This window comes from Candidatus Eisenbacteria bacterium (assembly GCA_035577985.1).
Taxonomy (GTDB): Bacteria; Desulfobacterota; Binatia; order DP-6; family DP-6; genus DATJZY01.
This window is the reverse complement of sequence record DATJZY010000026.1, coordinates 1-20,185: the sequence shown is the minus strand read 5'-3', so window position 1 is coordinate 20,185 and position 20,185 is coordinate 1. Positions and strand designations below refer to the sequence as shown.

Genomic DNA, 20,185 nt, shown 5'->3' with positions numbered 1-20,185 from the left:
ACGTGCCGCCGTCAGGGCGACTGGAAGGCGATGCCGGAGACGAGGCACGCGACCGTCCCGCCGAGCGGCGTCGACATGTTCGCCGGGTTCGAGTCGCTGATCTGGTACTGTACCGTCACGACTTGCCCGCCCGGCTCCGTGTAGACGAGCGAGCGATGCTCGGTCACGTCGTCGCCGATCGTGAGCGGCGCCGCGGCGTCGAAGTCGTTCGTCACCGCATCGAACGAGTTTCCGTACGAGCGGAGGCTCGCGTTGTCGACCGCGGTCGTCGCCACGAGCGTCACGAGCCCCATCGCCGAGCACGAGGCGACGAGGCTCAGCTTGCCGCTGTCGAAGATCGTGGCCGCCGGCGTATTCGCCGGGGCGGCGAACGAGATGGCGGTCGGCTTGCCGGGAGGTCCGGGCGGCCCCACGGCGCCGAAGGTCGCGAGGTCGACCTGCGTCTCCTTCTTCTTGCAGGCGTCGCGCACGAACATCGCGCCGGACTTCTTCTGGCAGATCACCGCGGCGTCGGCCGTCGTGGCCGCCGCGACGACCAGCGCCACGGCGACCCGGATCGCGCTCCGCATCCTCATCGCCCCCACCTCCGTCACCGGTGATCGACTGCTACCACCTCGCCGCCCGCGGCGCGAGCGCCTCATCCGGCGATGCCGAGGATGCGGTCGTAGCGCTTGATGCGGGTCGCATCGCCGCCGCGGATCCGGCGCGCGTTCATCTCGACGGCGGGGATGTGCCGGCGGATGAAGCTGCCGGCGACGTCGATCTTCACGTCGGCGTACTGCGCCTGCAGCAGCAGCTCGGCGCTCGTGACGACGTCGACGACCATGTCGGAGACGCGCTTGGCGTTGAGGAGGGCGTACTGCGGATCGCCCATGAGAGCGGTCGACGCCTCGGTGATGAAGCGCATGCCGTCGAACACCTGCTGCACCAGCTCGGGGAACTTCGCGCGCAGGCACTCGAGCTCGTCGCGCGTCTCGTCGAGGGCGGTGAAGAGCGCACCCTTGGCCATCTCCTTCAGCGCGAAGCTGGCCTGGATCTCGGACGTGCCCTCGTAGATCGTCGTGATGATCGAGTCCGAGTGGTAGTGCCCCGCCGGCGACTCGGCCATGTAGCCGATGCCGCCGTGCACCTGGATGCCGGCGCGCGTCACGTTGTTCGAGATCTCGGTCGAGAAGTACTTCGTGAGCGGCGTGTAGAAGCGGATGAGCGCCAGCTTGTGCTCGAGCTCCTGCTGGAGCCTGGCGCGATCCGGATCGCCCTTGCAGCGATCGGACTCGAGGTAGGTCTTCAACGCGTCGGCCTGATCGATGATCGCCGAGGTGTGATAGAGCAGCGCCCGCGCGGCCTGGATGTTGATCACCATGAGGGTCAGCATCGACTTCACGAGCGGCTGCTCGATGATCGGCTGCCCGAACTGCACGCGGGTCTCGGCGTAGGCGCGCGCCTCGTGGTAGGCGCCCTGCGCGACGCCGAGCGCCTGCGCGGCGACGCCGAGGCGCGCGTTGTTCATGAGGTCGAGCATCGCCTTGAAGCCCTGGCCCGGCTTGCCGAGCAGGAAGGCCTCGGCGTGGTCGAGCTCGATCACGCAGGTGGGCGAGCCGTGGATGCCCATCTTCTTCTCGACGCGCGACGTCCGCAGGCCGTTCACCTTCCCGTCGGGGAGGACGCGCGGACAGAGCATCAGGTTGAGCCCGTTGGTCGTGCCCTTCGACTGGTCGGCGGTCGCCGCGTCGCGGGCGAGCACCAGGTGGATCTCGGAGCCGCCGTTCGTGATGAAGATCTTCTCGCCGTCGATGAAGTAGCGCTCGCCTTCCTTGCGCACCTTGGTCGCGATGTTGCCGAGGTCCGATCCCGCCTGCGGCTCGGTCAGGTCCATCGAGCCCTGGTACTCGCCGGCGACGAACTTCGGCAGATAGCGGTCCTTGATCTCGTCGCTGCCGTACTTCTCGATGTCGAGCGCGACGCCGGCCTGGAGACCGATGATGGTCATGAGGCTCGTGTCGGCGCGCGACACCATCTCGAGATACGCGCAGTTGACGATCGCCGGCAGCGCGTAGCCGCCGTACTTGGGATCGAGCGTGAGGCAGATGAGCCCCGCCTTCCGCAGCTTCTCGTAGCCAGCGTCGATGTGCGGCGGCCGGATGACCTTCCCGTTCTGGAGCCCCACCTCCTCGTGCCAGTGCTCGCGGGCCCCCGCGGCGATCTCGGCGCAGATGTCGCCCGTCGTCTGGAGGATCGTCTTGTAGGTGTCGACCTCGGCCGCGACGTCGACGTCGCCGCCGCGCTTCAGCCGGAAGTGGCGCGCCCAATCGACTCGGTGGTCGATGAACAAGCGCATGTCATCGTTGAAGAAATCAGTCGCCATGGCCGGGTCTCTCCTCGGGGCGGTGTGCGATTGACGCGCCGCAGCTTACCACGGGACGCGGTGGTGTCACACGGTCCGCTCTGGTAACCGGGAGTCGTGCGCATGCTCCACACCATGCTGCGCGTGGGGAACCTGGAACGCTCCTTGCGCTTCTACTGCGAGGTGCTGGGGATGCGGCTCCTGCGCCGCAAGGACTACCCCGACGGCCGGTTCACCCTCGCCTTCGTCGGGTACGGCGACGAGGACCGGAGCACCGTGATCGAGCTCACCCACAACTGGGACACCGAGCGCTACGACCTGGGCAACGCGTTCGGGCACGTCGCCCTCGGGGTCGAGGACATCTACACGGCGTGTGCCGACCTGCGCGCCAAGGGCGCCAAGATCGTCCGCGAGCCGGGTCCGATGAAGCACGGCGGCTCGGAGATCGCGTTCGTCGAAGATCCGGACGGCTACAAGATCGAGCTCATCCAGCTCCGCGGGCGGCAGGATTGACGATGTCCGAGGGCATGGGTCATCATCGAACCGTGAACCCCGAGCGGCCGGCCTGGCGCGAGGCGCTCTCCCGCGAGGAGATCAAGGACCTCCTCGCCATGCGCGACGTGCGGAGCTGGGGGTCGGTCGCCCTCAACTGGGGGCTCGTCGCCGTGGCGTTCGCGCTGGTCGCGCGCTGGCCGAATCCGCTGACCGTCGTCGTCGCCCTGCTCGTCATCGGAGCACGGCAGCTCGGCTTCGCCGTCCTCATGCACGAGGCCGCGCATCGCTCGCTCTTCAAGGATCGCCGCACGAACGATCTCGTCGGCAACTGGCTGTGCGCATATCCGATCTGGAGCGATCTCTCCCCGTACCGGCCCTATCACCTGCAGCATCACGCGAAGAACTGGACGGACGAGGATCCCGACCTCGGGCTCGCGAACCCGTTCCCGATCACGACCGCGAGCCTGCGCCGCAAGGTGTGGCGCGACCTCTCCGGACAGACGGGCTGGAAGCGGCTCAAGGCGACCGTCCGCCGCGATCTCGGGCTCAGCCGCGGCCGCGTGAAGCGGAACTTCGACGCCGGCCTGGACGCGTTCCACGGCGTTCTCATCACGAACGCCGTCCTGCTCGCGATCCTCACCGCGTGCGGCCATCCCCTGCTCTACCTCCTGTGGATCGGCGCGTGGCTCACGAGCTACAGCCTCGTCATGCGGATCCGCTCGATCGCCGAGCACGCCATGATCCCCGATCCGGCCGACGAGATGAACAACACGCGCACGACCGTCGCGCGCTGGTGGGAGCGCCTGCTCATCGCGCCCAACCGCGTGAACTACCACCTGGAGCACCACCTGCTGCCGACCGTCCCGCACTACAACCTGCCGCGCATGCACCGCATGCTGCGCGAGCGCGGCATCCTCGCCGACGCGTGCGTGGCGACGAGCTACGCGGACGTCCTCCGGCTCGCGGCATCGCGAACGTAGGAGCGCCCAGGGGCGGGACGCCCTCGGGCACGGAGGCGGGGTGGCGGGAGCGGCGGTGAAGGGACGGCGACGACGCGCGCGGAAGCGACGGCGTCGTGCGACGGGTCCCGTCTGGCAGATCGGCCTGCACGGGGCGGGCGAAGCGCTGGCGATCCTGGTGACCGCGCTCATCGTCGTCACCATGGCGCTGGGGCACGTGTCGGCGCGCTTCGCCGGCGATCGGCTGTGGTCGCATCTGCTGCCGTTCGCGGCCACCGTGCTCGCGATCGGGGTCGCGGTCGCCCTCCTGCTCCGCGGCTGGCTCGCGGCGCGAGGCTGGCTCGCCGCGCATGATCCCCGCGCGCCGCTCACCGTCGCGTCGGGGCTGGCGCTCGCCGCCGTCGTCTGGACGTTCCATCCCGCGTATCGCGCCGACGTGACGAGCCTGCGCCAGGCCGTCGGGGGCTCGACCGAAGCGCAGCGCACGACGCTCGCGCACCAGGTGTACGCCGCCTACCGCCGCACCGAGCCGAAGGCCTGGGAGCACATGCTCGAGCGCTCGCGCGAGGTCGACGCCGTGGTGCACGAGGCGGCCGATGCGTTCGCCGTCGACGCCGAGGTGCTGATGGGCATCGCCGGCGCGGAGTCGTCGTTCAATCCGCGCGACAGCGCCGACGGCGGTCGCGGGCTCTTCCAGATCACGGCGCCGCCCGCCGAGGCGGTGGCGCAGGTCAAACGGCAGCTCGGCGTGACCGAGCTCGACGTGCGCGACCATCGCCACAACGCCTATCTGGCGGCCGCGACCCTGCGGCTGTACTACGACCAGATGCACGGCGAGCCGTTCCTCACGCTGCTCGCGTACAACATCGGGCCGCGCAACGGCGGGCTCGCGACCATCATGCGCCAGTACGGCGCGCACGACTTCGTGACCGTGCAGCCCTACCTGCAGAACGTGCCGCGCGACTACCCGGTGCGGGTGCTCACCGCCGCCCTCGCCTACCGCCTCTGGCACGACGAGGGACGCCTGCCGCGCTACGAGGACGGCGACAACGCGCGCCACGTCCAGGCGGTCGGCATTCCGGGGCTCTCGGCCGAAGAGGCCCTGGTCGGATCGCGATGAGCCGCGTCCACGTCGTCCTCGTGCCGGGCTTCTTCGGGTTCGCGAACCTCGGCGACCTCGCCTACTTCGGACACGTCCACACCTACCTGCACGACGCGTACGTGGCGCGCGGCTTCGAGCCGATCCTCCACGTCGTGCGCACGCACCCGACGGCGTCGCTGCCCAGGCGAGCCGCGCGGCTCCTCGAGACGCTGCACATCGAGGTCGCCGACCAGGCGCCGATCCATCTCGTGGGCCATTCGAGCGGCGGCCTCGACTGCCGGCTCCTGCTCGCGCCCGGTGTCGTGCTGCCGACCGAGTACGACGTCGAGGCGATGGCGCAGCGGGTGACCGCCGTCCTGTGCGTCTCGACTCCGCATCGCGGTACGCCGGTCGCCGCGTTCTTCGCGACGCGCCTGGGCGCGAACCTCCTCGAGCTGCTGTCGCTCGGGACGATCCGCGCGCTGCGTCTGGGACATCTGCCGCTCTCGGCGCTGCTCGGGCTCGGCGCGGCGTACGCACGCCTGGACAACCTCGGGCCGAACAGTGCGCTCCTGGATCAGCTCTTCCGCGACCTCCTCGACGAGTTCACTCCCGAGCGCCGGCAGGCGATCACGCAGTTCTTCACCGACGTGCGTTCGGACCAGGGGCTGCTGACCCAGCTCATGCCCGACGCCATGGAGACGTTCGAAGCGACGACGCGCGACCGCCCGGGCGTCCGCTACGGGTCGATCGCCTCGCGCGCGACGCCGCCGAGCCTCGGATCATGGCTCACGCCCGGCCTCGATCCGACGGCGCACGTCTCGCACCTGGTCTATCGGGCGCTCCACGCGGCCGCGAGCGATCCCGATGCGTGCCTGCCCGCGCTCGCCTCCGCCGCGGTCGAGACCCTGCGGGCGGCCTACGGGACCCTCCCCGATCCGACCGACAGCGACGGTGTCGTGCCGACGCTCTCGCAGGTGCACGGCGAGCTGCTGCACGCCGCGCACGGGGATCACCTGGACGTCATCGGGCACTTCGGCGACACGACGCTGAAGCCCCCGCACTTCGATTGGCTCGTGACGGGCAGTGGCTTCGACCTCGCCCGCTTCGAGGCGCTCTGGGAGCGGGGGGCCGACTATCTCACTGGAGCACGCCGGGCTTCTGGAGCGCGAAGCGCGGGATCGCCGCCCTGAAGACGCGCCCGCCCGGCTCGTGCATCTCGTACGTGCCCTCCATCGTGCCGACCGGCGTCGTCAGCACGGCGCCGCTCGTGTACTGGTGCACCTCGCCCCGGGCCAGGACCGGCTGCTCGCCGACGACGCCCGGCCCTTCGACCTCGCGCACCTCGCCGTTGCCGTCGGTGATGATCCAGTGGCGCCGCATGAGCTGCACGCGCGCGTGTCCCTCGTTCGCGATCGTCACCATGTAGGCGAACGCGAAGCTGTTCTGGTCGGGCTGCGAGCGATCGGCGAGGTACGTCGACTCGACCGTGACGCGGACTCCTTCGGTGACGAGCGTCGGCATGAGCGGCGGTTTTCCTAGAGAGTCGACCGCGGGGAGTCAACCGCTCACGCGTGCATGCGCGCGAGCGGCGGCGCCGCGGCGATGACGCTCGCCTCGTGCGCGGCGAGCATGCCGAGCCGCGCGCGCGCAGCCGCGTCGCCGGCGACGCCGGCGGCGAGCTCGACGTAGCCCTGGTGATGGCGCGCTTCGCTCGCGAGCAGACCCCGGTAGAAGACCGCGAGCTCCGGGTCCGGCACGTGCTCGGCCAGCAGCTTCATGCGCTCGCAGCTTCGGGCCTCGATGAGGGAGAGACAGAGGAGCGTGTCGAGCAGACGCTCCGGCTCTTCGGAACGGACGGCGGCGAGGAGATCGGTCGCGTACGGCGCCGGGGCGAGACGCCGGTACACGATGCCCCGTGCGGCGAGGAGCTCCAGCATCTGCTCGAAGTGGCTCAGCTCCTCGCGTGCGAGCGCAGACAGCACGGGCAGCATTTCGCTGCGCTCCGGATAGCGGAAGAGCAGGCTCACCGCGGTCGAGGCGGCCTTCTTCTCGCAATGCGCGTGATCGACCAGCATCTCGTCCAGATGCGCCAGCGCCCGCGCGACCCACGCGGGCGACGTCTCCGATGCGAGGCCCAGCATCACCCCACGGGCGGAACGGTCCGGCCGAGCTTCGCACCCACGACCTCGGCGATGCGCTCGTACAGGCGATGCCGGTCGCGGTCGTCCACCCACGCGGCCCCGTCCCAGTCGTAGTGCCAGGCGCGCGCGCCGGCCGCGAACCACATCTGGTGCGCGGCACCCTGACGGTTCAGCACGTACTTCGTGCCGTCCTCGAACTCGATCGCGACGAGGCCGTCGCCGGTCGCGCGGTCGAGCGCGTCGTCGTCGATCCGGTCGATCCAGCGCGCCACCGTCGCGAGACAACCCGCGGCGTGCTCCTGGTATTCGTGCTCGGTCATGTCGCTCGTCCTCGTTCCGCGAGATCCGGATTCGACGCGCGCAGCTCGCCGATCGCCGCGAGCTTCGCGTCGAAGCGCGACCAGTCGTCGCGCTCCGCGATCGCCGCCCAGATCCCTTCGATCTCGTCGTAGAGGAGGCTACACGGTTCGTCGCGCCGGTAGTAGGGGAGCGCGAGGCTCGCGGGGTGCGCGGGGTCGTAGGTCGCGAGCCGGCGCCGCAACGCCCCGAACCCCGGTTCGCCGTAGCGCGCGGCGCGCGGCCCGGCGAGCGCCCGGCCCGCGCTCGTCTCGCCGCCGTACCAGTCGAAGAAGAACGCGTCGAAAACGATGCCGCTCTCGCGCAGCCACCCGAAGGTCGCCGCGACGAGGGCGCCGTCGTCGTCGAGGCCGCGGGGGACGAGCCCGAGCCGGGCGGTGAGCTGCGCCGCCATCGCCTCGTGGACGTCGGTCTCGTAGTGCGCGAGCGCCCGGCGAAGCGGCTCCGCCGGCGAGACGAGCGTCAAGGTTTCGGCCAGGCGCTCGAGGTTCCACAGCACGATCGCCGGCTGCCGCCCGAAGCGGTAGAGCCCCGTGTGATCGAAGTACGCGGCGACGAACTCCGGGTCGAAGGTGGGCAGGAAGCGATACGGGCCGTAGTCGAAGCTCTCGCCGGTGACGTTCATGTTGTCGGTGTTGAGCACGCCGTGGACGAAGCCGGCGACCGTCCAGCTCGCGACCAGACGCGCGCTGCGCCGCACGACCGCGCGCAGAAACCCTTGCGGGGTCTCGCCACCCTCCGGCACGAGGTGCCTCGCGGCGTACGCGAGGAGCCGGCCCACGCGGGCCTCGTCGCGCAGGGCGGCGTGGCGCTGGAAGCTGCCGAAGCGCACGTGCGAGTGCGAGAGGCGCACCAGCACCGACGATCGTGTGGGCGACGGCTCGTCGCCCCGCTCGAGCGCCTCGCCGGTCTCGAACAACGAGAGCGACTTCGAGGTGTAGACCCCGAGCGCCTCGAGCATCTCGGTCGCGAGCACCTCGCGCACGCCGCCCTTCAGCGTCAGCCGCCCGTCGCCGCCGCGCGACCAGGGCGTCTGGCCGCTGCCCTTGGTACCGAGGTCGAGGAGACGGCCGTCATCGTCGAGGAGCTGTGCGAACAGGAAGCCACGCCCGTCGCCCAGGTGTGGATTGTAGGCGCGGAACTGGTGGCCGTGGTAGCGCAGCGAGAGGCGCTCGGTCAGGTTGTCGGGGAGCGACGCGAAACCGGCGAAGTGCGCCTCCCACTCCGCGTCGTCGAGCGTGCCGAGGCCGACCCGGTCGGCCCAGCGCTGGCTGCGATGACGGCGCACGTGCTGCGGGAAGCGCGCCGGCGTGACGACGTCCCAGAAGCCGTCGCCCAGCTCCAGGACGTGCGGCGCGGGCCGGTAGCTCGGGGCGATCGGCAACTCAGGCGAGGTCGGGCGGCGTCACGCGCTCGAGCCACTCGCGGTACGAGCAGGTGTACCCGACGGCCTCCTGCCGCGCGCGCACCTTGGCCATGATCGCGTCGGCGAGAGTGGGCTCGAGCGGCTTGCCGCCGGTCACGTGGTCGGCGATCCGGCTCGCCTGCGCGCCGACCGCCGCCGTCGCGGCTGCGAATACGGCCTCTTCCTCCCTGTGCTTGCCGTTGCCGACGCCGAGGAACTGCTCGATCACGTGCGCGCTGACCGAGGCGCTGTGGCGACGCGAGGCGATGATGTTGCCCTTGCCCGTGAGGACGTTCCCGACGCTGAAGACGGTCTCGTAGCCCGCCAGCCGGCCGAGCTGCTCGTCGGCCCACTGGTAGACGACGTCCTTCATGGGGATGCCCCGCATCGGCTCGGGTACGCTGCCGATCGAGCTCACGACGAGCGGCGCATGGACGTCCTCGATGGCGCCGTCGACGGGGATCGCCTTCCCGCCCTCGACGCGCGTGCGCTGGAAGCGCAGCCCCACGAGCCGTCCTCCTTCGACCAGCAGGCCAACCGCTTGGCGCAGCGGCGACACCGCGAAGCAGTACTTCTGCATCGCCTTCTTGAGGATCTTGTGGCGGGTCGCCTCGCACTTCTGGATCCGCGCCGGATCCGCCCCTTCGGGGATCTCGGCGAGGGGCATGTCCTCGATCCGTCGGCGGTAGAAGAGCGTCGCGCCCGCGAGCCCGAGCTTCTCCCAGGAGAGCCCATGCTCGCCGAGGACGGCGGGAACGCCCTCGGCCTCGAGCTTCTTCAAGTCCTCGTCGATGCCGCGCTCGGCGAGCGCGCGGCGCACGCCCTCGAGCTGCAGGACCTTCATGACGTCGATCGAGGCGAGGCCGCCACCCACGACGATCGTTCCGTCGATGATCTCGTACTGCGGCCCGCGATAGTCACGCTCGGTGAAGTGGTTGAACCAGTGGATGAACGGGTTCTGGTAGACGAGGCCCTTGCCGACGTACTGGTCGGCACCGTCGATCGGGAACGGTCGATCGCGCCAGGCACCGTTCGCAAGCACGACGGCCGAGAAGCCCCAGCCCTTGGCGAGCTCCGCGAAATCGATGTCCCGTCCGATCTTCGTGTTGGGGACGAAGTGGACGCCGGGGCGTGCGAGACGGGCGTTGATGGTCTCGTACTCCTTCTTGCGAACCTTCACGTGCCAACGCGGCAGGCCGTCCTCGATCTTGCCGTAGGGACGGGGGTTCTGCTCGAAGACGACCGTGGTGATGCCGCGGGCCGCGAGCAAGCCGGCGGCTTCGGCACCGGCGGTGGCTCCCCCCACGACCGCGACCACGTACTGCGGAGAACGGTCAGTCACGGGGGCGGAAGAATACACGAACGCCGAGCAGTGGGAATGCCCGCCTTGACCCTCTCCGGTCGTGCCGATAATCGCCCCGCGATGTCGGATGTGCGAGGTCCCGTGGCGGTCCTCTCGTCCGGGGGCCTCGACTCGGCGGTCCTGCTCGTGGAGATGGCGCACAAGACCGGCCGCGCCGTCCCCATAGTGGTCCATGCGGGTCATGCCTGGGAGACGGCCGAGCGAGAGGCGCTCGCCCGCTTCATCGCGGCCGTCGGCGACGAGCGCATCGCGCCGATCCGTGATCTCGATCTTCCGATGGGCGACGTCTACGGCGCCCACTGGAGCATGACGGGCGTCGGCACGCCCGACTGGGACGCGCCGGACGACACCGTCGAGCTGCGCGGCCGGAATCTCATCCTCCTGGCGAAGGCGCTCGTGCTCGCGGCGATCGAAGGGTGGCCGACGCTCGCCCTCGGCTCGCTCGCCGGCAACCCGTTTCCGGATGCGACGGCGGAGTTCTTCGCCGGGCTCGCCCGCGTCGCGTCGGACGGTCTCCGCGCGGGCCTCACGATCGTCACGCCCTACCGGGGCCTCTCGAAGACCGACGTCATCCGGCGCGGCCGCTCGCTTCCGCTCGAGCTGACGCTCTCGTGCGCGCGGCCCGGTACCGACGGGCTCCACTGCGGCGACTGCAACAAGTGCCGTGAGCGGGTGGAGGCGTTCCGTGAAGCCGGGGTGGAGGATCGAACGCGCTACGCGCGCGTCCGGTAGTCGTGCGGTCGGGTCAGGGCTGCAGGTGGAACGGGGGTGTCAGGCCGAGCGAGGGAAGATCGAACACCTTCGTCGCAGGTCCAACGATTTGCATGATCGGCATGCTGCTGTTCTGGCAGCAGTTGCCGTTGGGCAGGGTCTCGGCCATGCCGCAGCTCCCGTTCGGGGGGGTGTACTCCTGGGAGACGATCGCCTTCATTTCCACAGGATCGCCCGCATAGAAGCCAGCCGAGCCGATGACGAATCCAAACCGCACCAATGCCACGGTGCTGCTGGCCCCCATGAAAGGCGCGTCGGCGCACTGGGCGACGAGGTGATACAAGCTGCCGAAGGAAGGGAAGCCCGCGGGTCTGGTGATGAACCGGACCAGATGACCGTCGTGCTCGAAGACGACGCTCGTGTCGTCGTCGTCACGCCCCGGCTCCGCGAACTCTCCGACCTGCAGGCCCGCATTGTCCACCACGCGAACAGGGGCCCCCGGCGGCGCTCCCGGATCGCCAGCTTGCCCCTTGGGCAGGTCGAGGGGCGTCTCGCGCTTCTTGCAGCTCGCCCGGATGAAGAGTCGTCCGCTGCGCGCCTTGCACAAGATCTCCGCCGCGGCGGGCGACGCCGCGAGGCTCACTGCGAGGAGGAGGACGGCCCAGGTACGTCTCATCGCTCCAGCTCCACGCCGAAGGGCGGCACGAATTCGCTGATGTCGATCGGGATCGCGACGGCCGCCGACACCTGCGAGGGAGACGTGAAGTTCGAGCAGCACACGCCGCTCGCGGGATCGTAGGTCTGGCCGGCGCTCATGCAGCCCTGCGCCGTCGTGCTCACCGCGGCCGACTGCAGAGTTCGTGTCGCGACGGAGCCGCCACCGTAGTAGCCGCTCGCGCCCACGATGACGAGCGGCAGATAGACCACGCTGCTGGACGCCGGCACGAGCGGCGTCCCGGCGCAGCCGGGCGCCTCGAAGTAGAGCCCTCCGACTTTCAGGAACCCGTCGACGGTCGCGATTGCACGGATGCCGACGTTTCCGCGCGTCATCACGATGTAGCCGGTGGCGCTCACGAACCCGATCCGCTTGCCGGTCGCGTCGACTGCGTAGGCGCGAAGCGTGGAGACGGCATTCGGACCGGGATCGCCCTTGGACAAGTCGACGACCGTCTCCTTTCGCTTGCACGCCTCGCGCACGAAGACCGCATCGTTCTTCGCTCTGCACAGAACGGCGTATGCGCGCAGCGGCGTCGCCACGAGCGCGGCGGCGACGGCGACGAGCAGCAGACGCTCGCGACCCGTCACTCCTCGACCTCCACGCGGAACGGTGGCACGAAGCCCCCGAGGTCGACGGGCGTCGGCGGCCCTGCGGTGATAGAGCCCGAGGCTACAGTGCAGCAGAGGCCAGCCGCCGCGATGTACGTCCTGCCAACGCCGGTGCACTGCTCGGGAACCGTGCGGAGCCCGAACGACATGATGGCATGCATCTCGACTGGATCGCCTGGGTAGTATGCCGTCGTGCCGTCGATGAACGCCACGTCGTACAACAGGATGGGCTGTGACGAGATCCAACGCCCACCAGTGCAGGTCGGGCCGTCGAACCACACGATCCCGCCGACCAAACCGTTCGGCCCGAAGGCGAAGGAGAAGGGTCGCCGTCCCGGCAGCCGGAAGACGAACTGGAGCAGCGTGTCGAAGGTACCGGGGACCTGCACGCCGTTCGCGTCCACGGCGCGAAGTCGGGGTTGGCTCTTGCCCGGTGCGCCGGGGTCGCCTTTCGGGGCGCCGCCGACCGCGGCGAGGTCCACCTCCGTCTCCTTGGCCTTGCACGCGTCGCGCGAAAAGACGGCCCCGTTTCGCTTCTTGCAGAACGCCGCTTCCGCCGCGTGCGCGGCGACGAAGAGGAGCGCCACGAGGGTCACGAGAGGCAGAGCACGCACGGCAGGGATTCTCGCGGCGTCGCGTAGCGTGACCGGCCGCCAGCGGAAAGCCCACACGGGATGGACTATGGACCCGCTGGTCCCGCGTGGTCAACGACCCATCAACTGATACGGACCACCCTTTTCGATGCCGCGCTTGTAGGCCGGGCGCGCGTGCATGCGGTCGCGATAGGCCACGAGCTTGGGATAGGGAGTCAGACGCTCGCCCGCGGCTTCGAGGACGAACAGGAGCTGGATGTCGGCGCCGGTGAGGTCGTTCCCGACGAAGAAGTCGTGGCTCCCGAGCGCGTTCTCCATGTAGGAGAGCTGGTTCTCGATCTGCGAGTCGATGTACGGACGCAGGGGCGCGGCGCCGTCGCCGAGCAGGCTCGTGAAGAGTGCCAGCAGGAGAGGCCCCATCGCCGATCCTTCCGCGTAGTGCATCCACTCGATGTATTTCCAGTGGTCGTCGGTGCCGGGTTGCGGGCGCAGGCGACCGTTTCCGTACGTGTCGAGGATGTACTCGACGATCGCGCCGGACTCGGCGATCGTCTTGTTGCCGTCGGTGATGACGGGCGACTTGCCGAGCGGATGGACCTGCTTCAGCTCGGGCGGCGCCAGCGGCATCGGCGCCATGCGCTGGTACTTCACGATCTCGTACGGCGTGCCGAGCTCCTCGAGCAACCACAGGATGCGTTGCGAGCGCGAGTTGTTGAGGTGGTGCACCTTCAGCATGACGTCCCTCCGCTCCGGTGTGCGCGCATCGGAGCAGGCGGGGCCGGCATACGCAAGGGGGATCGACGCCGCCCGGCGTCGCAGGTCCGGCGTTCGCCGGCGCCGGCGTCACAGCAGCGACTTCATCTCGGTGATGAGCTTCGTGATGCTCGCCTTGGCGTCGCCGAAGAGCATCATGCACTTCTCGTCGTAGTAGAGATCGTTGTCGACGCCGGCGAACCCCGGTCGCATGCTGCGCTTGAGCACGATGATCGACTTGGCGCGATCGACCTCCAGGATCGGCATTCCGTAGAGCGGGCTCGACTTGTTCTGCTTGGCGGCCGGATTCGTGACGTCGTTGGCTCCGACGACGAGCACGATGTCGGTGTCGGGAAAGGATGGATTGATCGCCTCCATCTCGTGTAGCTGATCGTACGGGACGTTGGCCTCGGCCAGCAGCACGTTCATGTGCCCCGGCATGCGCCCGGCGACCGGATGGATCGCGTACTTCACGTCGACGCCGCGTTCCTTGAGGATGCTCCCCAGCTCGGCGACCGCGTGCTGCGCTTGCGCCACGGCCATGCCGTAGCCCGGCACGATGACGAGGTTGCGCGCGGTCTCGAACAGGACGGCCGTCTCCTCGGCCGTGATGTTGCGCACGGTGCCCTTCGCCTCGGCGGCGGCAGCCACGTCCTCGTCGGACGCGGTGCCGAAGGCGCCGAAGAGGACGTTCACCGCCGAGCGGTTCATCGCACGACACATGAGGAGCGCCAGCAGGAAGCCCGAGGTGCCGTCGAGCGAGCCCGTGATGATCTGGATCTTGTTCATCAGGACGAAGCCCATCGCCGCGTCCGCGAGCCCGCCGTAGGAGTTCAAGAGCGCGATCACCACCGGCATGTCCGCCGCGCCGATCGGGATGACGAGGAGCAGCCCGAATACGAACGACATCGCGACCATCACGTAGAAGAAGACCGTCGCTGCCTGGGTGACGACGAGGTAGGCCCCGGACGCAACGATGACTGCGAGGAGCGCGAGGCTGATGACGTTCTGCCCCCGGTACGTGATCGGCCGTCCGCGCAGCAGCTCCTGGAGCTTGGCGGCGGCGATCAGGCTTCCCGTGAACGTGAGCCCGCCGACGACGACCTCGAAGTCGAGGGCCGTCAGGGTCACACGGTCGAGCTGCCCCTGGTAGCGGAAATACTCGGAAACACCGACGAGGCACGCCGCCAGCGCGCCGAGCGAGTGCGATATCGCGGTTCGCTGGGGGACGGCGGTCATCGGGATGCGCAGCCCCATCGTGCCCCCGACCACCGCCCCGATCGCGAACCCGAGCGCGATCCACCGGTAGGTGACGATGTGAGGGTGGAAGAGCGTGCCGACGACGGCGATGAACATCCCGAGGGCTGCGAGCGCCATTCCCCGGCGCGCCCATTTGGGCGAGCTCAGGCCCTTGAGACCGAGCACGAACATCGCCGCCGAGACGATGTAGCAATAGCGGAGCGCCGCCTCGGCCACGTGTGCGCGGACGAACTCCCCCATCTCCATGCCCGCGGGCTTGGCTGCGTAGAGAACGGCGACGACGCTGCCGACGAGAGCCACCACGACACCGAGCGCCTGCAGCTCGACCGGCCGACGCGTACCCTTCGCCCGGTCCTCGGCGGTCTTGAACATCCGCAGCATCCGGTCCGTGATGAGGAACCCGCCGACCGCGTTCGTCGACGAGCAGGTGACGGCGATGAAGCCCAGGAGCGTGCACACCCAGCCGTTCGGCACGTTGCTGTAGTCGCTGCCCGCGACCACGAGCGAGCCGACCAGCGAGATCGCCGCGATCGCGTTGGTCGCCGACATGAGCGGCGTGTGCAGGAGCGGCGGGACCCGGGTGATGATGTGGTAGCCGAGGAACCCGGCCAGCATGAAGATGTAGAGGCCGACGTCGAGCTCGGTCGTCATGCCGTCTTCCCCGCCACCGCGGCCTTGACCGCGTCGTTGACGATCCTGCCGTCGTGCGTGACGCAGGTGCCCTTGATGACCTCGTCGTCGAGGTCGAGCGCCAGCTCGCCCTTCTTGACGAACTCGTTCAGCAACTCGGTGACGTTGCGCGCGTACAGCTGGCTCGCGTGCACCGGCATCGTCGCCGGAAGGTTGGTCGGACCGTGGATCGTGACGCCGTGCTTGACGACGACCGCGTCGGCCTCCGTCAGCTCGCAGTTGCCACCCGCTTCGGCCGCGAGGTCGACGATGACCGAGCCGGGCCGCATGCCCGCGACCGTCTCCTTCGTGACGAGGCGCGGCGCGGGCCTCCCCGGCACGAGCGCGGTCGTGACGACGACGTCGAAGTCCTTCGTCCGCTCCGCGAGCATCTCCTGCTGGCGGCGGGCCGCGTCGGCCGAGAGCGCCTTCGCGTAGCCGCCCTTGTCCTCGGCGTCGGCGATACCGAGGTCGAACTCGAGGAACTTGGCGCCGAGGCTCTCGACCTGCTCCTTCACCGCGGCCCGGACGTCGTAGCCCCACACCTGCGCGCCGAGCCGGCGCGCGGTCGCGATGGCCTGCAGCCCGGCTACGCCGGCGCCGATCACGAGCACCCGAGCGGCGAAGATGGTTCCCGCGGCCGTCATCAGCATGGGGAAGAATTTCGCGAGGGATGCGGCCGCGATGAGGACCGCCTTGTAGCCCGCAAGGTTCGCCTGCGACGAGAGGGCGTCCATCTTCTGCGCGCGACTGATGCGCGGGACGCCCTCCATGCCGAAGCTCGTGATCCGCCGCGCGGCGAGCCGCTGCACGAGGTCCGGGCTGCCGAGTGCCTGGAGGAACGCGACCAGCACGGCGCCCTCGCGCAGCCGGTCGACCTCGTCCAGACTGGGCTTCTGGACCTTCAGCACGACGTCGGCCTGCCCGTAGAGCGTGGCCGCGTCTGGAACGATCCGGGCACCGGCCTTCTCGAACGCCGGGTCGGCGTGGAACGCGCCGACGCCCGCACCTGCCTCGACGAGCACCTCGAGGCCGGCCTTCACGAGCACGGCAGTCGCGTCGGGCGTCAGCGCGACGCGGCGCTCACCGGGGACGATCTCCCTCGGAACCGCGATCTTCATGGGATCTCACTCATGGGCGGCGCGCATAGCAGATGATGGGCGCCCGGAGAAAGGCCGTGACCGGTCTGGTGGGCTCCTAGACCCGCCGGCAGGTCCACAGGGCCTTCGTCGGCTGCGCGTTCTCGTCGAAGGGGTCGTAGCGCTCGCACGCGACCCGATCGAAGCCCCCGCGGACGAGGGCCGCCTCGACCTCGTCGTCGCCGTACGGCCGTTGCGCGATGTGGTCGCGCACCTCGTCCCAGCCGCCGCACGAGCGCCGGCGGATCGACACGTCGGCCTCGATCACCGCAGAGCCCTCGCGGCGGCGGTGCGTCCGCACGACCACGGCGTCGCCGACGTCGACCGTCTCCTCGCCCGACCAGTAGCGCTCGTAGCTCGCGGCGAGGTTGAGCTCGAACACGAGGAGTCCGTGCGGCACGAGGCTGCGATGGATCGACGCGAGCGCGCGATCGAGATCGCCGTCGGCCGTGAGCTGGTTCACGACCGTGTACACGCAGAGGACGACGTCGGCCGGCGGCTCCAAGCGCAGCGCCCGGAGATCCTGCTCGACGAGCGTCAGCCGGACGCCCGCCCGGGCCGCCTTCGCCCGCGCGACGGCCAGCATCGCCGGCGCGACGTCGACACCGACCAGATCGTAGCCGCGACGCGCCAGCGCGATCGCGAGGTCGCCCGTGCCGATGCCGAGGTCGGCGATGCGCCGGGCGGCGGGCGCGTGGCGCCCGAGGACGTCGACGATGCGGGGCAGGATCAGGTCGTCGTATGCGCACCCGAACGAGCGCTGCCAGGCGTCGAAGTGCGGCGCGAACGCGTCGTAGGAGATGCCCACGCGAGGGTCGTGACGCGACGGGCGGCGCCTGTCAACGGCGGTTTGCCCGCGCACTCCGCCGCGTCTACGCTGCCGGGCGCCTCATGCGCGCCGCGCTTCCCGAGAATACGACCGTCCCCACGGCCCGGCCCGGTGAGTTCCAGCCCCTGCGGCTCGCCGGCCTCTCGGTGTGGCCTCCGGTCGTGCTGGCGCCGATGGCCGGGGTCACGAACTACCCCTTCCGCCGCCTGTGCCGCGAGTTCGGCGCAGGGCTCTACGTCTCGGAGATGATCAACGCACGCGGGTTCCTCGAGGGGAACCACCGCACGCACCTGCTCGCCTCGAGCCGCCCCGACGAATCGCCGCGCTCGGTGCAGATCTACGGGCACGACCCGGACGAGGTCGGCGAGATGGCGCGCGCGCTCGTGGACGACGGCGTCGCCCACCTCGACATGAACTTCGGTTGCCCCGTTCCCAAGGTGACGCGCCACGGCGGCGGAGCGGCCATTCCCGTGAAGCCGCGCCTGCTGGCGCGCATCGTGCGGGCGGCGGTGCGGGGCGCGGGGCGGGTGCCGGTCACCGTGAAGGTGCGCAAGGGCATCGACGACGGGCTGCTCACGTACGTCGACGCCGGGCGCGTCGCCGAGGCCGAGGGCGCGGCGGCGATCGGCCTCCACGCGCGCACGGCGGCGCAGCTCTACTCCGGGGCGGCCGACTGGGACGCCGTGGCCGCCCTCAAGCGCAGCGTCGGCATTCCCGTGCTGGGCAACGGCGACGTGTGGGAGTGCTGGGACGCGCTCCGCATGATGCGCGAGACCGGGTGCGACGGCGTCATCGTCGGCCGCGGGTGCCTGCGCCGCCCGTGGCTCTTCCGCGAGCTGGCGCAGGTGTTCGACGGCGTCGAGCCGGATCCGCAGCCCGTCCTCGGCACGATCCTCGCGCTCATGCGCCGCCACGCGGAGATGCTGGTCGAGTTCTTCGGAACGGCGAACGGCATGCGCCAGATGCGCAAGTGGTGCGCCTGGTACACGACCGGCTTCCAGCACTCGGCCGCGGCGCGCGCGGCGCTCATGCGCATCGGGTCGCTGGGCGAGATGGACGCCATCCTCGCCCGCCTCGATCCGAGCGAGCCGTTTCCGCTGCGCACGGTCCGGCACAACCGGGTGAAGGACAACCGGGTGCAGCGCGTGACGCTGCCGCACGGCTACCTCGCGGCGCGCGACGACGACACGCCGCCGCCCGAGCCCGACGATCCCGCCGAGCGGCGCGCGTGGGACGCCGCGCTCGACGGCGGCTGAGGTTGCACGCGACGGGACGTCGGTGCTACCACCGCCGCCCCCGTGGGACTCCTCTCCGCCAGCACGAGTGTCGTCCGCTTCGTCGCCGCGAAGCCGGCGCGCGTCGAGCGCGACGCGATCGCGCGCGCCGTCACGAAGCACGCGTTTCGCGAGAGCGAGCCCGGCGTGGGCGACGCGCGGCAGGCGTGGGGCTGGGTCACGATCCACGATCCGTTGCTGGTCGAGTTCACGGCCGCGGACCTCTTCTTCCACCACTACCTCGTCCTGGGATTTCGCTACGACAAGCGGCTCGTGCCGCCGAAGCTCCTCATGCTGGAGCGCCGGCGGCTCGAGAACGAGCGCAAGGCGGAGCGTGGCGTGGGCAAGCTCGGGGCGGCCGAGCGCCGTGAGATCAAGGACGAGATCGCCCAGCGCCTGGTGGCCCGGGCGCTGCCGACGCCGCGCCTGTTCGACGTCGTGTGGAATCTCGAGGCGGGTCGGGTCTACTTCAGCGGCAAGCTCCGGGCCGCGCGCGAGGCGTTCGGCGACTGCTTCCGCCGCACGTTCGGCGTGACACCGGTCCCGCTGATCCCGTACCTCGCGGCCGAGCACGTGGGTCTGGAGCCGCATCACGTCGACGCGGTCCGCGCCGTCGAGCCGGCGAGCCTCACGGGGACGGCGGCCGCCCCGCCCTCCGAGGTGCCGCGCCTCCCGCTCCCCCCGGTCGAGGCCGACGAGGACGAGGACGAAGAGGAGATGCGCGAATGAACGAGGATTTCGTCGCGGTCGTCGAGTCGAAGCGCTTTCTCGGACGTGAGTTCCTCACCTGGCTCGTGCACACGATCGAGGAGGGCGGCGGCCGGATGGAGCGCGACGGCCACACGATCGAGCTGCAGCTCGGCGACCGCGTGACGCTCGCCGGCACGGGGCCCGACAAGCCGCGGCTCACCGTGGCGGGGACGGGGGACCTCCGGGCCGAGATCGGCGCCGGACTGCGGCGCGGCAAGCTCCTCGACCAGGCGAAGATCGTCATCCTGCGCGGCGAGCGGCGCTGGGAGCTGTCGCTCGACGGCGGCATGCTCACCTACGACAGCCTGCGCTGCCCGCAGCTCGGCGACCACGACAAGAGCGCCCACGACGACCCGCGCGCGGCGTTCGAGAACGACCTCTTCCTGCGCATCGCCGACATGGAGAGCGCGGTCGAGCTGCTCGACCATCTCTACGCCGAGTTCTGTCGCGTCCGCGGCTCTGCGAGCTGGACGCGCCGCACGCTGCCCGAGCTGCGCGCGTGGATCGAGACCCTGCGCTAGGAGATCTTCTGCCGCAGGAGGCGCAGCGAGGGGAAGCCGAGCGCGAGCGTCTGCCAGAACCAGCCCGGGGCCGCATCCCCGAGCCCGGCGTCGCGCGCGAGCCGGGCGGCGTACAGCGCCTCGCCCACGTGCGTCGCCATGGCGCCCAGGAAGATCGCCTGGACGAGCCATTGCGGGAGCGCCGTCGTGACCCGAGTGCACCAGAGGTCGTA

General features: G+C 70.1%; 23 protein-coding genes. 8 read left to right on the top strand and 15 right to left on the bottom strand.

Going from position 1 to position 20,185, the window contains the following annotated elements; genetic code table 11:
• Window positions 1-11: 11 nt before the first annotated feature.
• On the bottom strand, window positions 12-575 hold the full coding sequence (locus VMS22_04010; GenBank protein HXJ33182.1) for a hypothetical protein: 564 nt from the start codon (window positions 573-575) through the stop codon (window positions 12-14).
• Between the two features lie 62 nt (window positions 576-637).
• Entirely contained in the window at window positions 638-2,365 is a 1,728-nt protein-coding gene (locus VMS22_04005) for an acyl-CoA dehydrogenase family protein (GenBank protein ID HXJ33181.1), read from the bottom strand.
• A 96-nt stretch (window positions 2,366-2,461) separates the two neighbouring features.
• Between VMS22_04005 and gloA the strand changes: the two genes are divergently transcribed.
• The 4 genes from gloA to VMS22_03985 are packed head-to-tail and all read left to right on the top strand — an operon-like array spanning window position 2,462 to window position 6,072.
• Entirely contained in the window at window positions 2,462-2,857 is a 396-nt protein-coding gene (gloA, locus tag VMS22_04000; GenBank protein ID HXJ33180.1) for a lactoylglutathione lyase, read from the top strand.
• Window positions 2,858-2,871: 14 nt separating this feature from the next.
• Window positions 2,872-3,819, top strand: a complete 948-nt coding sequence (locus VMS22_03995) for a fatty acid desaturase family protein (protein ID HXJ33179.1) — start codon at window positions 2,872-2,874, stop codon at window positions 3,817-3,819.
• A gap of 40 nt (window positions 3,820-3,859) precedes the next feature.
• Entirely contained in the window at window positions 3,860-4,918 is a 1,059-nt protein-coding gene (locus VMS22_03990) for a transglycosylase SLT domain-containing protein (GenBank protein HXJ33178.1), read from the top strand.
• Window positions 4,915-6,072, top strand: coding sequence for a hypothetical protein (locus VMS22_03985; GenBank protein ID HXJ33177.1), 1,158 nt, complete (start codon window positions 4,915-4,917; stop codon window positions 6,070-6,072). Before VMS22_03990 ends, VMS22_03985 begins: the two co-directional genes overlap by 4 nt.
• On the opposite strand, the gene apaG is transcribed toward VMS22_03985, so the two are convergent.
• Genes apaG through VMS22_03960 form a run of 5 tightly spaced genes read right to left on the bottom strand, consistent with a single transcriptional unit; the run spans window position 6,020 to window position 10,127 of the window.
• Window positions 6,020-6,403 (bottom strand): Co2+/Mg2+ efflux protein ApaG, encoded by a 384-nt coding sequence (gene apaG / locus VMS22_03980; protein ID HXJ33176.1) that lies wholly within the window; start codon window positions 6,401-6,403, stop codon window positions 6,020-6,022. The two genes, VMS22_03985 and apaG, sit on opposite strands and share 53 nt — an antisense overlap.
• 44 nt (window positions 6,404-6,447) lie before the next feature.
• Window positions 6,448-7,023, bottom strand: a complete 576-nt coding sequence (locus VMS22_03975; GenBank protein ID HXJ33175.1) for a tRNA-(ms[2]io[6]A)-hydroxylase — start codon at window positions 7,021-7,023, stop codon at window positions 6,448-6,450.
• Window positions 7,023-7,343 (bottom strand): iron donor protein CyaY, encoded by a 321-nt coding sequence (gene cyaY / locus VMS22_03970; GenBank protein ID HXJ33174.1) that lies wholly within the window; start codon window positions 7,341-7,343, stop codon window positions 7,023-7,025. The genes VMS22_03975 and cyaY overlap by 1 nt, the downstream gene beginning before the upstream one ends.
• Complete coding sequence (locus tag VMS22_03965) at window positions 7,340-8,764, bottom strand: YdiU family protein (protein ID HXJ33173.1); 1,425 nt, start codon at window positions 8,762-8,764, stop codon at window positions 7,340-7,342. The genes cyaY and VMS22_03965 overlap by 4 nt, the downstream gene beginning before the upstream one ends.
• Window position 8,765: 1 nt before the next feature.
• Window positions 8,766-10,127 (bottom strand): hypothetical protein, encoded by a 1,362-nt coding sequence (locus VMS22_03960; protein ID HXJ33172.1) that lies wholly within the window; start codon window positions 10,125-10,127, stop codon window positions 8,766-8,768.
• Between the two features lie 102 nt (window positions 10,128-10,229).
• Between VMS22_03960 and VMS22_03955 the strand changes: the two genes are divergently transcribed.
• Entirely contained in the window at window positions 10,230-10,880 is a 651-nt protein-coding gene (locus tag VMS22_03955; GenBank protein HXJ33171.1) for a 7-cyano-7-deazaguanine synthase, read from the top strand.
• Between the two features lie 13 nt (window positions 10,881-10,893).
• Here the strand turns inward: VMS22_03955 and VMS22_03950 are convergent, their stop codons facing one another.
• The 7 genes from VMS22_03950 to VMS22_03920 form a co-directional block, all read right to left on the bottom strand.
• Window positions 10,894-11,502 (bottom strand): hypothetical protein, encoded by a 609-nt coding sequence (locus VMS22_03950; GenBank protein ID HXJ33170.1) that lies wholly within the window; start codon window positions 11,500-11,502, stop codon window positions 10,894-10,896.
• 29 nt (window positions 11,503-11,531) lie between these two features.
• Complete coding sequence (locus VMS22_03945; protein HXJ33169.1) at window positions 11,532-12,164, bottom strand: hypothetical protein; 633 nt, start codon at window positions 12,162-12,164, stop codon at window positions 11,532-11,534.
• Window positions 12,161-12,799, bottom strand: coding sequence for a hypothetical protein (locus VMS22_03940; protein ID HXJ33168.1), 639 nt, complete (start codon window positions 12,797-12,799; stop codon window positions 12,161-12,163). Before VMS22_03940 ends, VMS22_03945 begins: the two co-directional genes overlap by 4 nt.
• Window positions 12,800-12,889: 90 nt before the next feature.
• Complete coding sequence (locus VMS22_03935) at window positions 12,890-13,513, bottom strand: glutathione S-transferase family protein (protein HXJ33167.1); 624 nt, start codon at window positions 13,511-13,513, stop codon at window positions 12,890-12,892.
• A 108-nt stretch (window positions 13,514-13,621) separates the two neighbouring features.
• Window positions 13,622-15,442 carry an NAD(P)(+) transhydrogenase (Re/Si-specific) subunit beta gene (locus VMS22_03930; GenBank protein ID HXJ33166.1) on the bottom strand — a complete coding sequence of 607 codons (1,821 nt, stop codon included), beginning with the start codon at window positions 15,440-15,442 and terminating at the stop codon, window positions 13,622-13,624.
• On the bottom strand, window positions 15,439-16,581 hold the full coding sequence (locus tag VMS22_03925; protein ID HXJ33165.1) for a Re/Si-specific NAD(P)(+) transhydrogenase subunit alpha: 1,143 nt from the start codon (window positions 16,579-16,581) through the stop codon (window positions 15,439-15,441). Before VMS22_03925 ends, VMS22_03930 begins: the two co-directional genes overlap by 4 nt.
• A gap of 76 nt (window positions 16,582-16,657) precedes the next feature.
• On the bottom strand, window positions 16,658-17,407 hold the full coding sequence (locus VMS22_03920; GenBank protein HXJ33164.1) for a class I SAM-dependent methyltransferase: 750 nt from the start codon (window positions 17,405-17,407) through the stop codon (window positions 16,658-16,660).
• 83 nt (window positions 17,408-17,490) lie between these two features.
• On the opposite strand from VMS22_03920, the gene dusB reads away from it, so the two are divergent.
• From dusB to VMS22_03905, 3 genes are read left to right on the top strand one after another with little or no spacing between them, the layout of a single operon-like run.
• Window positions 17,491-18,684: a tRNA dihydrouridine synthase DusB gene (dusB, locus tag VMS22_03915; protein ID HXJ33163.1), complete on the top strand. Its 1,194-nt coding sequence runs from the start codon at window positions 17,491-17,493 to the stop codon at window positions 18,682-18,684.
• 42 nt (window positions 18,685-18,726) lie between these two features.
• Window positions 18,727-19,431, top strand: coding sequence for a recombination-associated protein RdgC (rdgC, locus tag VMS22_03910; protein HXJ33162.1), 705 nt, complete (start codon window positions 18,727-18,729; stop codon window positions 19,429-19,431).
• A complete protein-coding gene (locus VMS22_03905; protein HXJ33161.1) occupies window positions 19,428-19,973 on the top strand; it encodes a hypothetical protein in 546 nt (181 codons plus the stop codon). The genes rdgC and VMS22_03905 overlap by 4 nt, the downstream gene beginning before the upstream one ends.
• On the opposite strand, the gene VMS22_03900 is transcribed toward VMS22_03905, so the two are convergent.
• Window positions 19,970-20,185, bottom strand: a 216-nt coding sequence (locus tag VMS22_03900; protein HXJ33160.1) for a DUF4499 domain-containing protein, incomplete at its 5' end; no start/stop codon positions are given. The genes VMS22_03905 and VMS22_03900 overlap by 4 nt on opposite strands.

Bases quoted from the DNA above. Each gene is read 5' to 3' on its own strand.
- VMS22_04010 (HXJ33182.1), bottom strand. From the start codon at position 575: ATGAGGATGCGGAGCGCGATCCGGGTCGCCGTGGCGCTGGTCGTCGCG.
- VMS22_04005 (HXJ33181.1), bottom strand. From the start codon at position 2,365: ATGGCGACTGATTTCTTCAACGATGACATGCGCTTGTTCATCGACCAC.
- VMS22_03995 (HXJ33179.1), top strand. From the start codon at position 2,872: ATGGGTCATCATCGAACCGTGAACCCCGAGCGGCCGGCCTGGCGCGAG.
- VMS22_03985 (HXJ33177.1), top strand. From the start codon at position 4,915: ATGAGCCGCGTCCACGTCGTCCTCGTGCCGGGCTTCTTCGGGTTCGCG.
- apaG (HXJ33176.1), bottom strand. From the start codon at position 6,403: ATGCCGACGCTCGTCACCGAAGGAGTCCGCGTCACGGTCGAGTCGACG.
- VMS22_03975 (HXJ33175.1), bottom strand. From the start codon at position 7,023: ATGCTGGGCCTCGCATCGGAGACGTCGCCCGCGTGGGTCGCGCGGGCG.
- cyaY (HXJ33174.1), bottom strand. From the start codon at position 7,343: ATGACCGAGCACGAATACCAGGAGCACGCCGCGGGTTGTCTCGCGACG.
- VMS22_03935 (HXJ33167.1), bottom strand. From the start codon at position 13,513: ATGCTGAAGGTGCACCACCTCAACAACTCGCGCTCGCAACGCATCCTG.
- VMS22_03930 (HXJ33166.1), bottom strand. From the start codon at position 15,442: ATGACGACCGAGCTCGACGTCGGCCTCTACATCTTCATGCTGGCCGGG.
- VMS22_03925 (HXJ33165.1), bottom strand. From the start codon at position 16,581: ATGAAGATCGCGGTTCCGAGGGAGATCGTCCCCGGTGAGCGCCGCGTC.
- dusB (HXJ33163.1), top strand. From the start codon at position 17,491: ATGCGCGCCGCGCTTCCCGAGAATACGACCGTCCCCACGGCCCGGCCC.
- VMS22_03905 (HXJ33161.1), top strand. From the start codon at position 19,428: ATGAACGAGGATTTCGTCGCGGTCGTCGAGTCGAAGCGCTTTCTCGGA.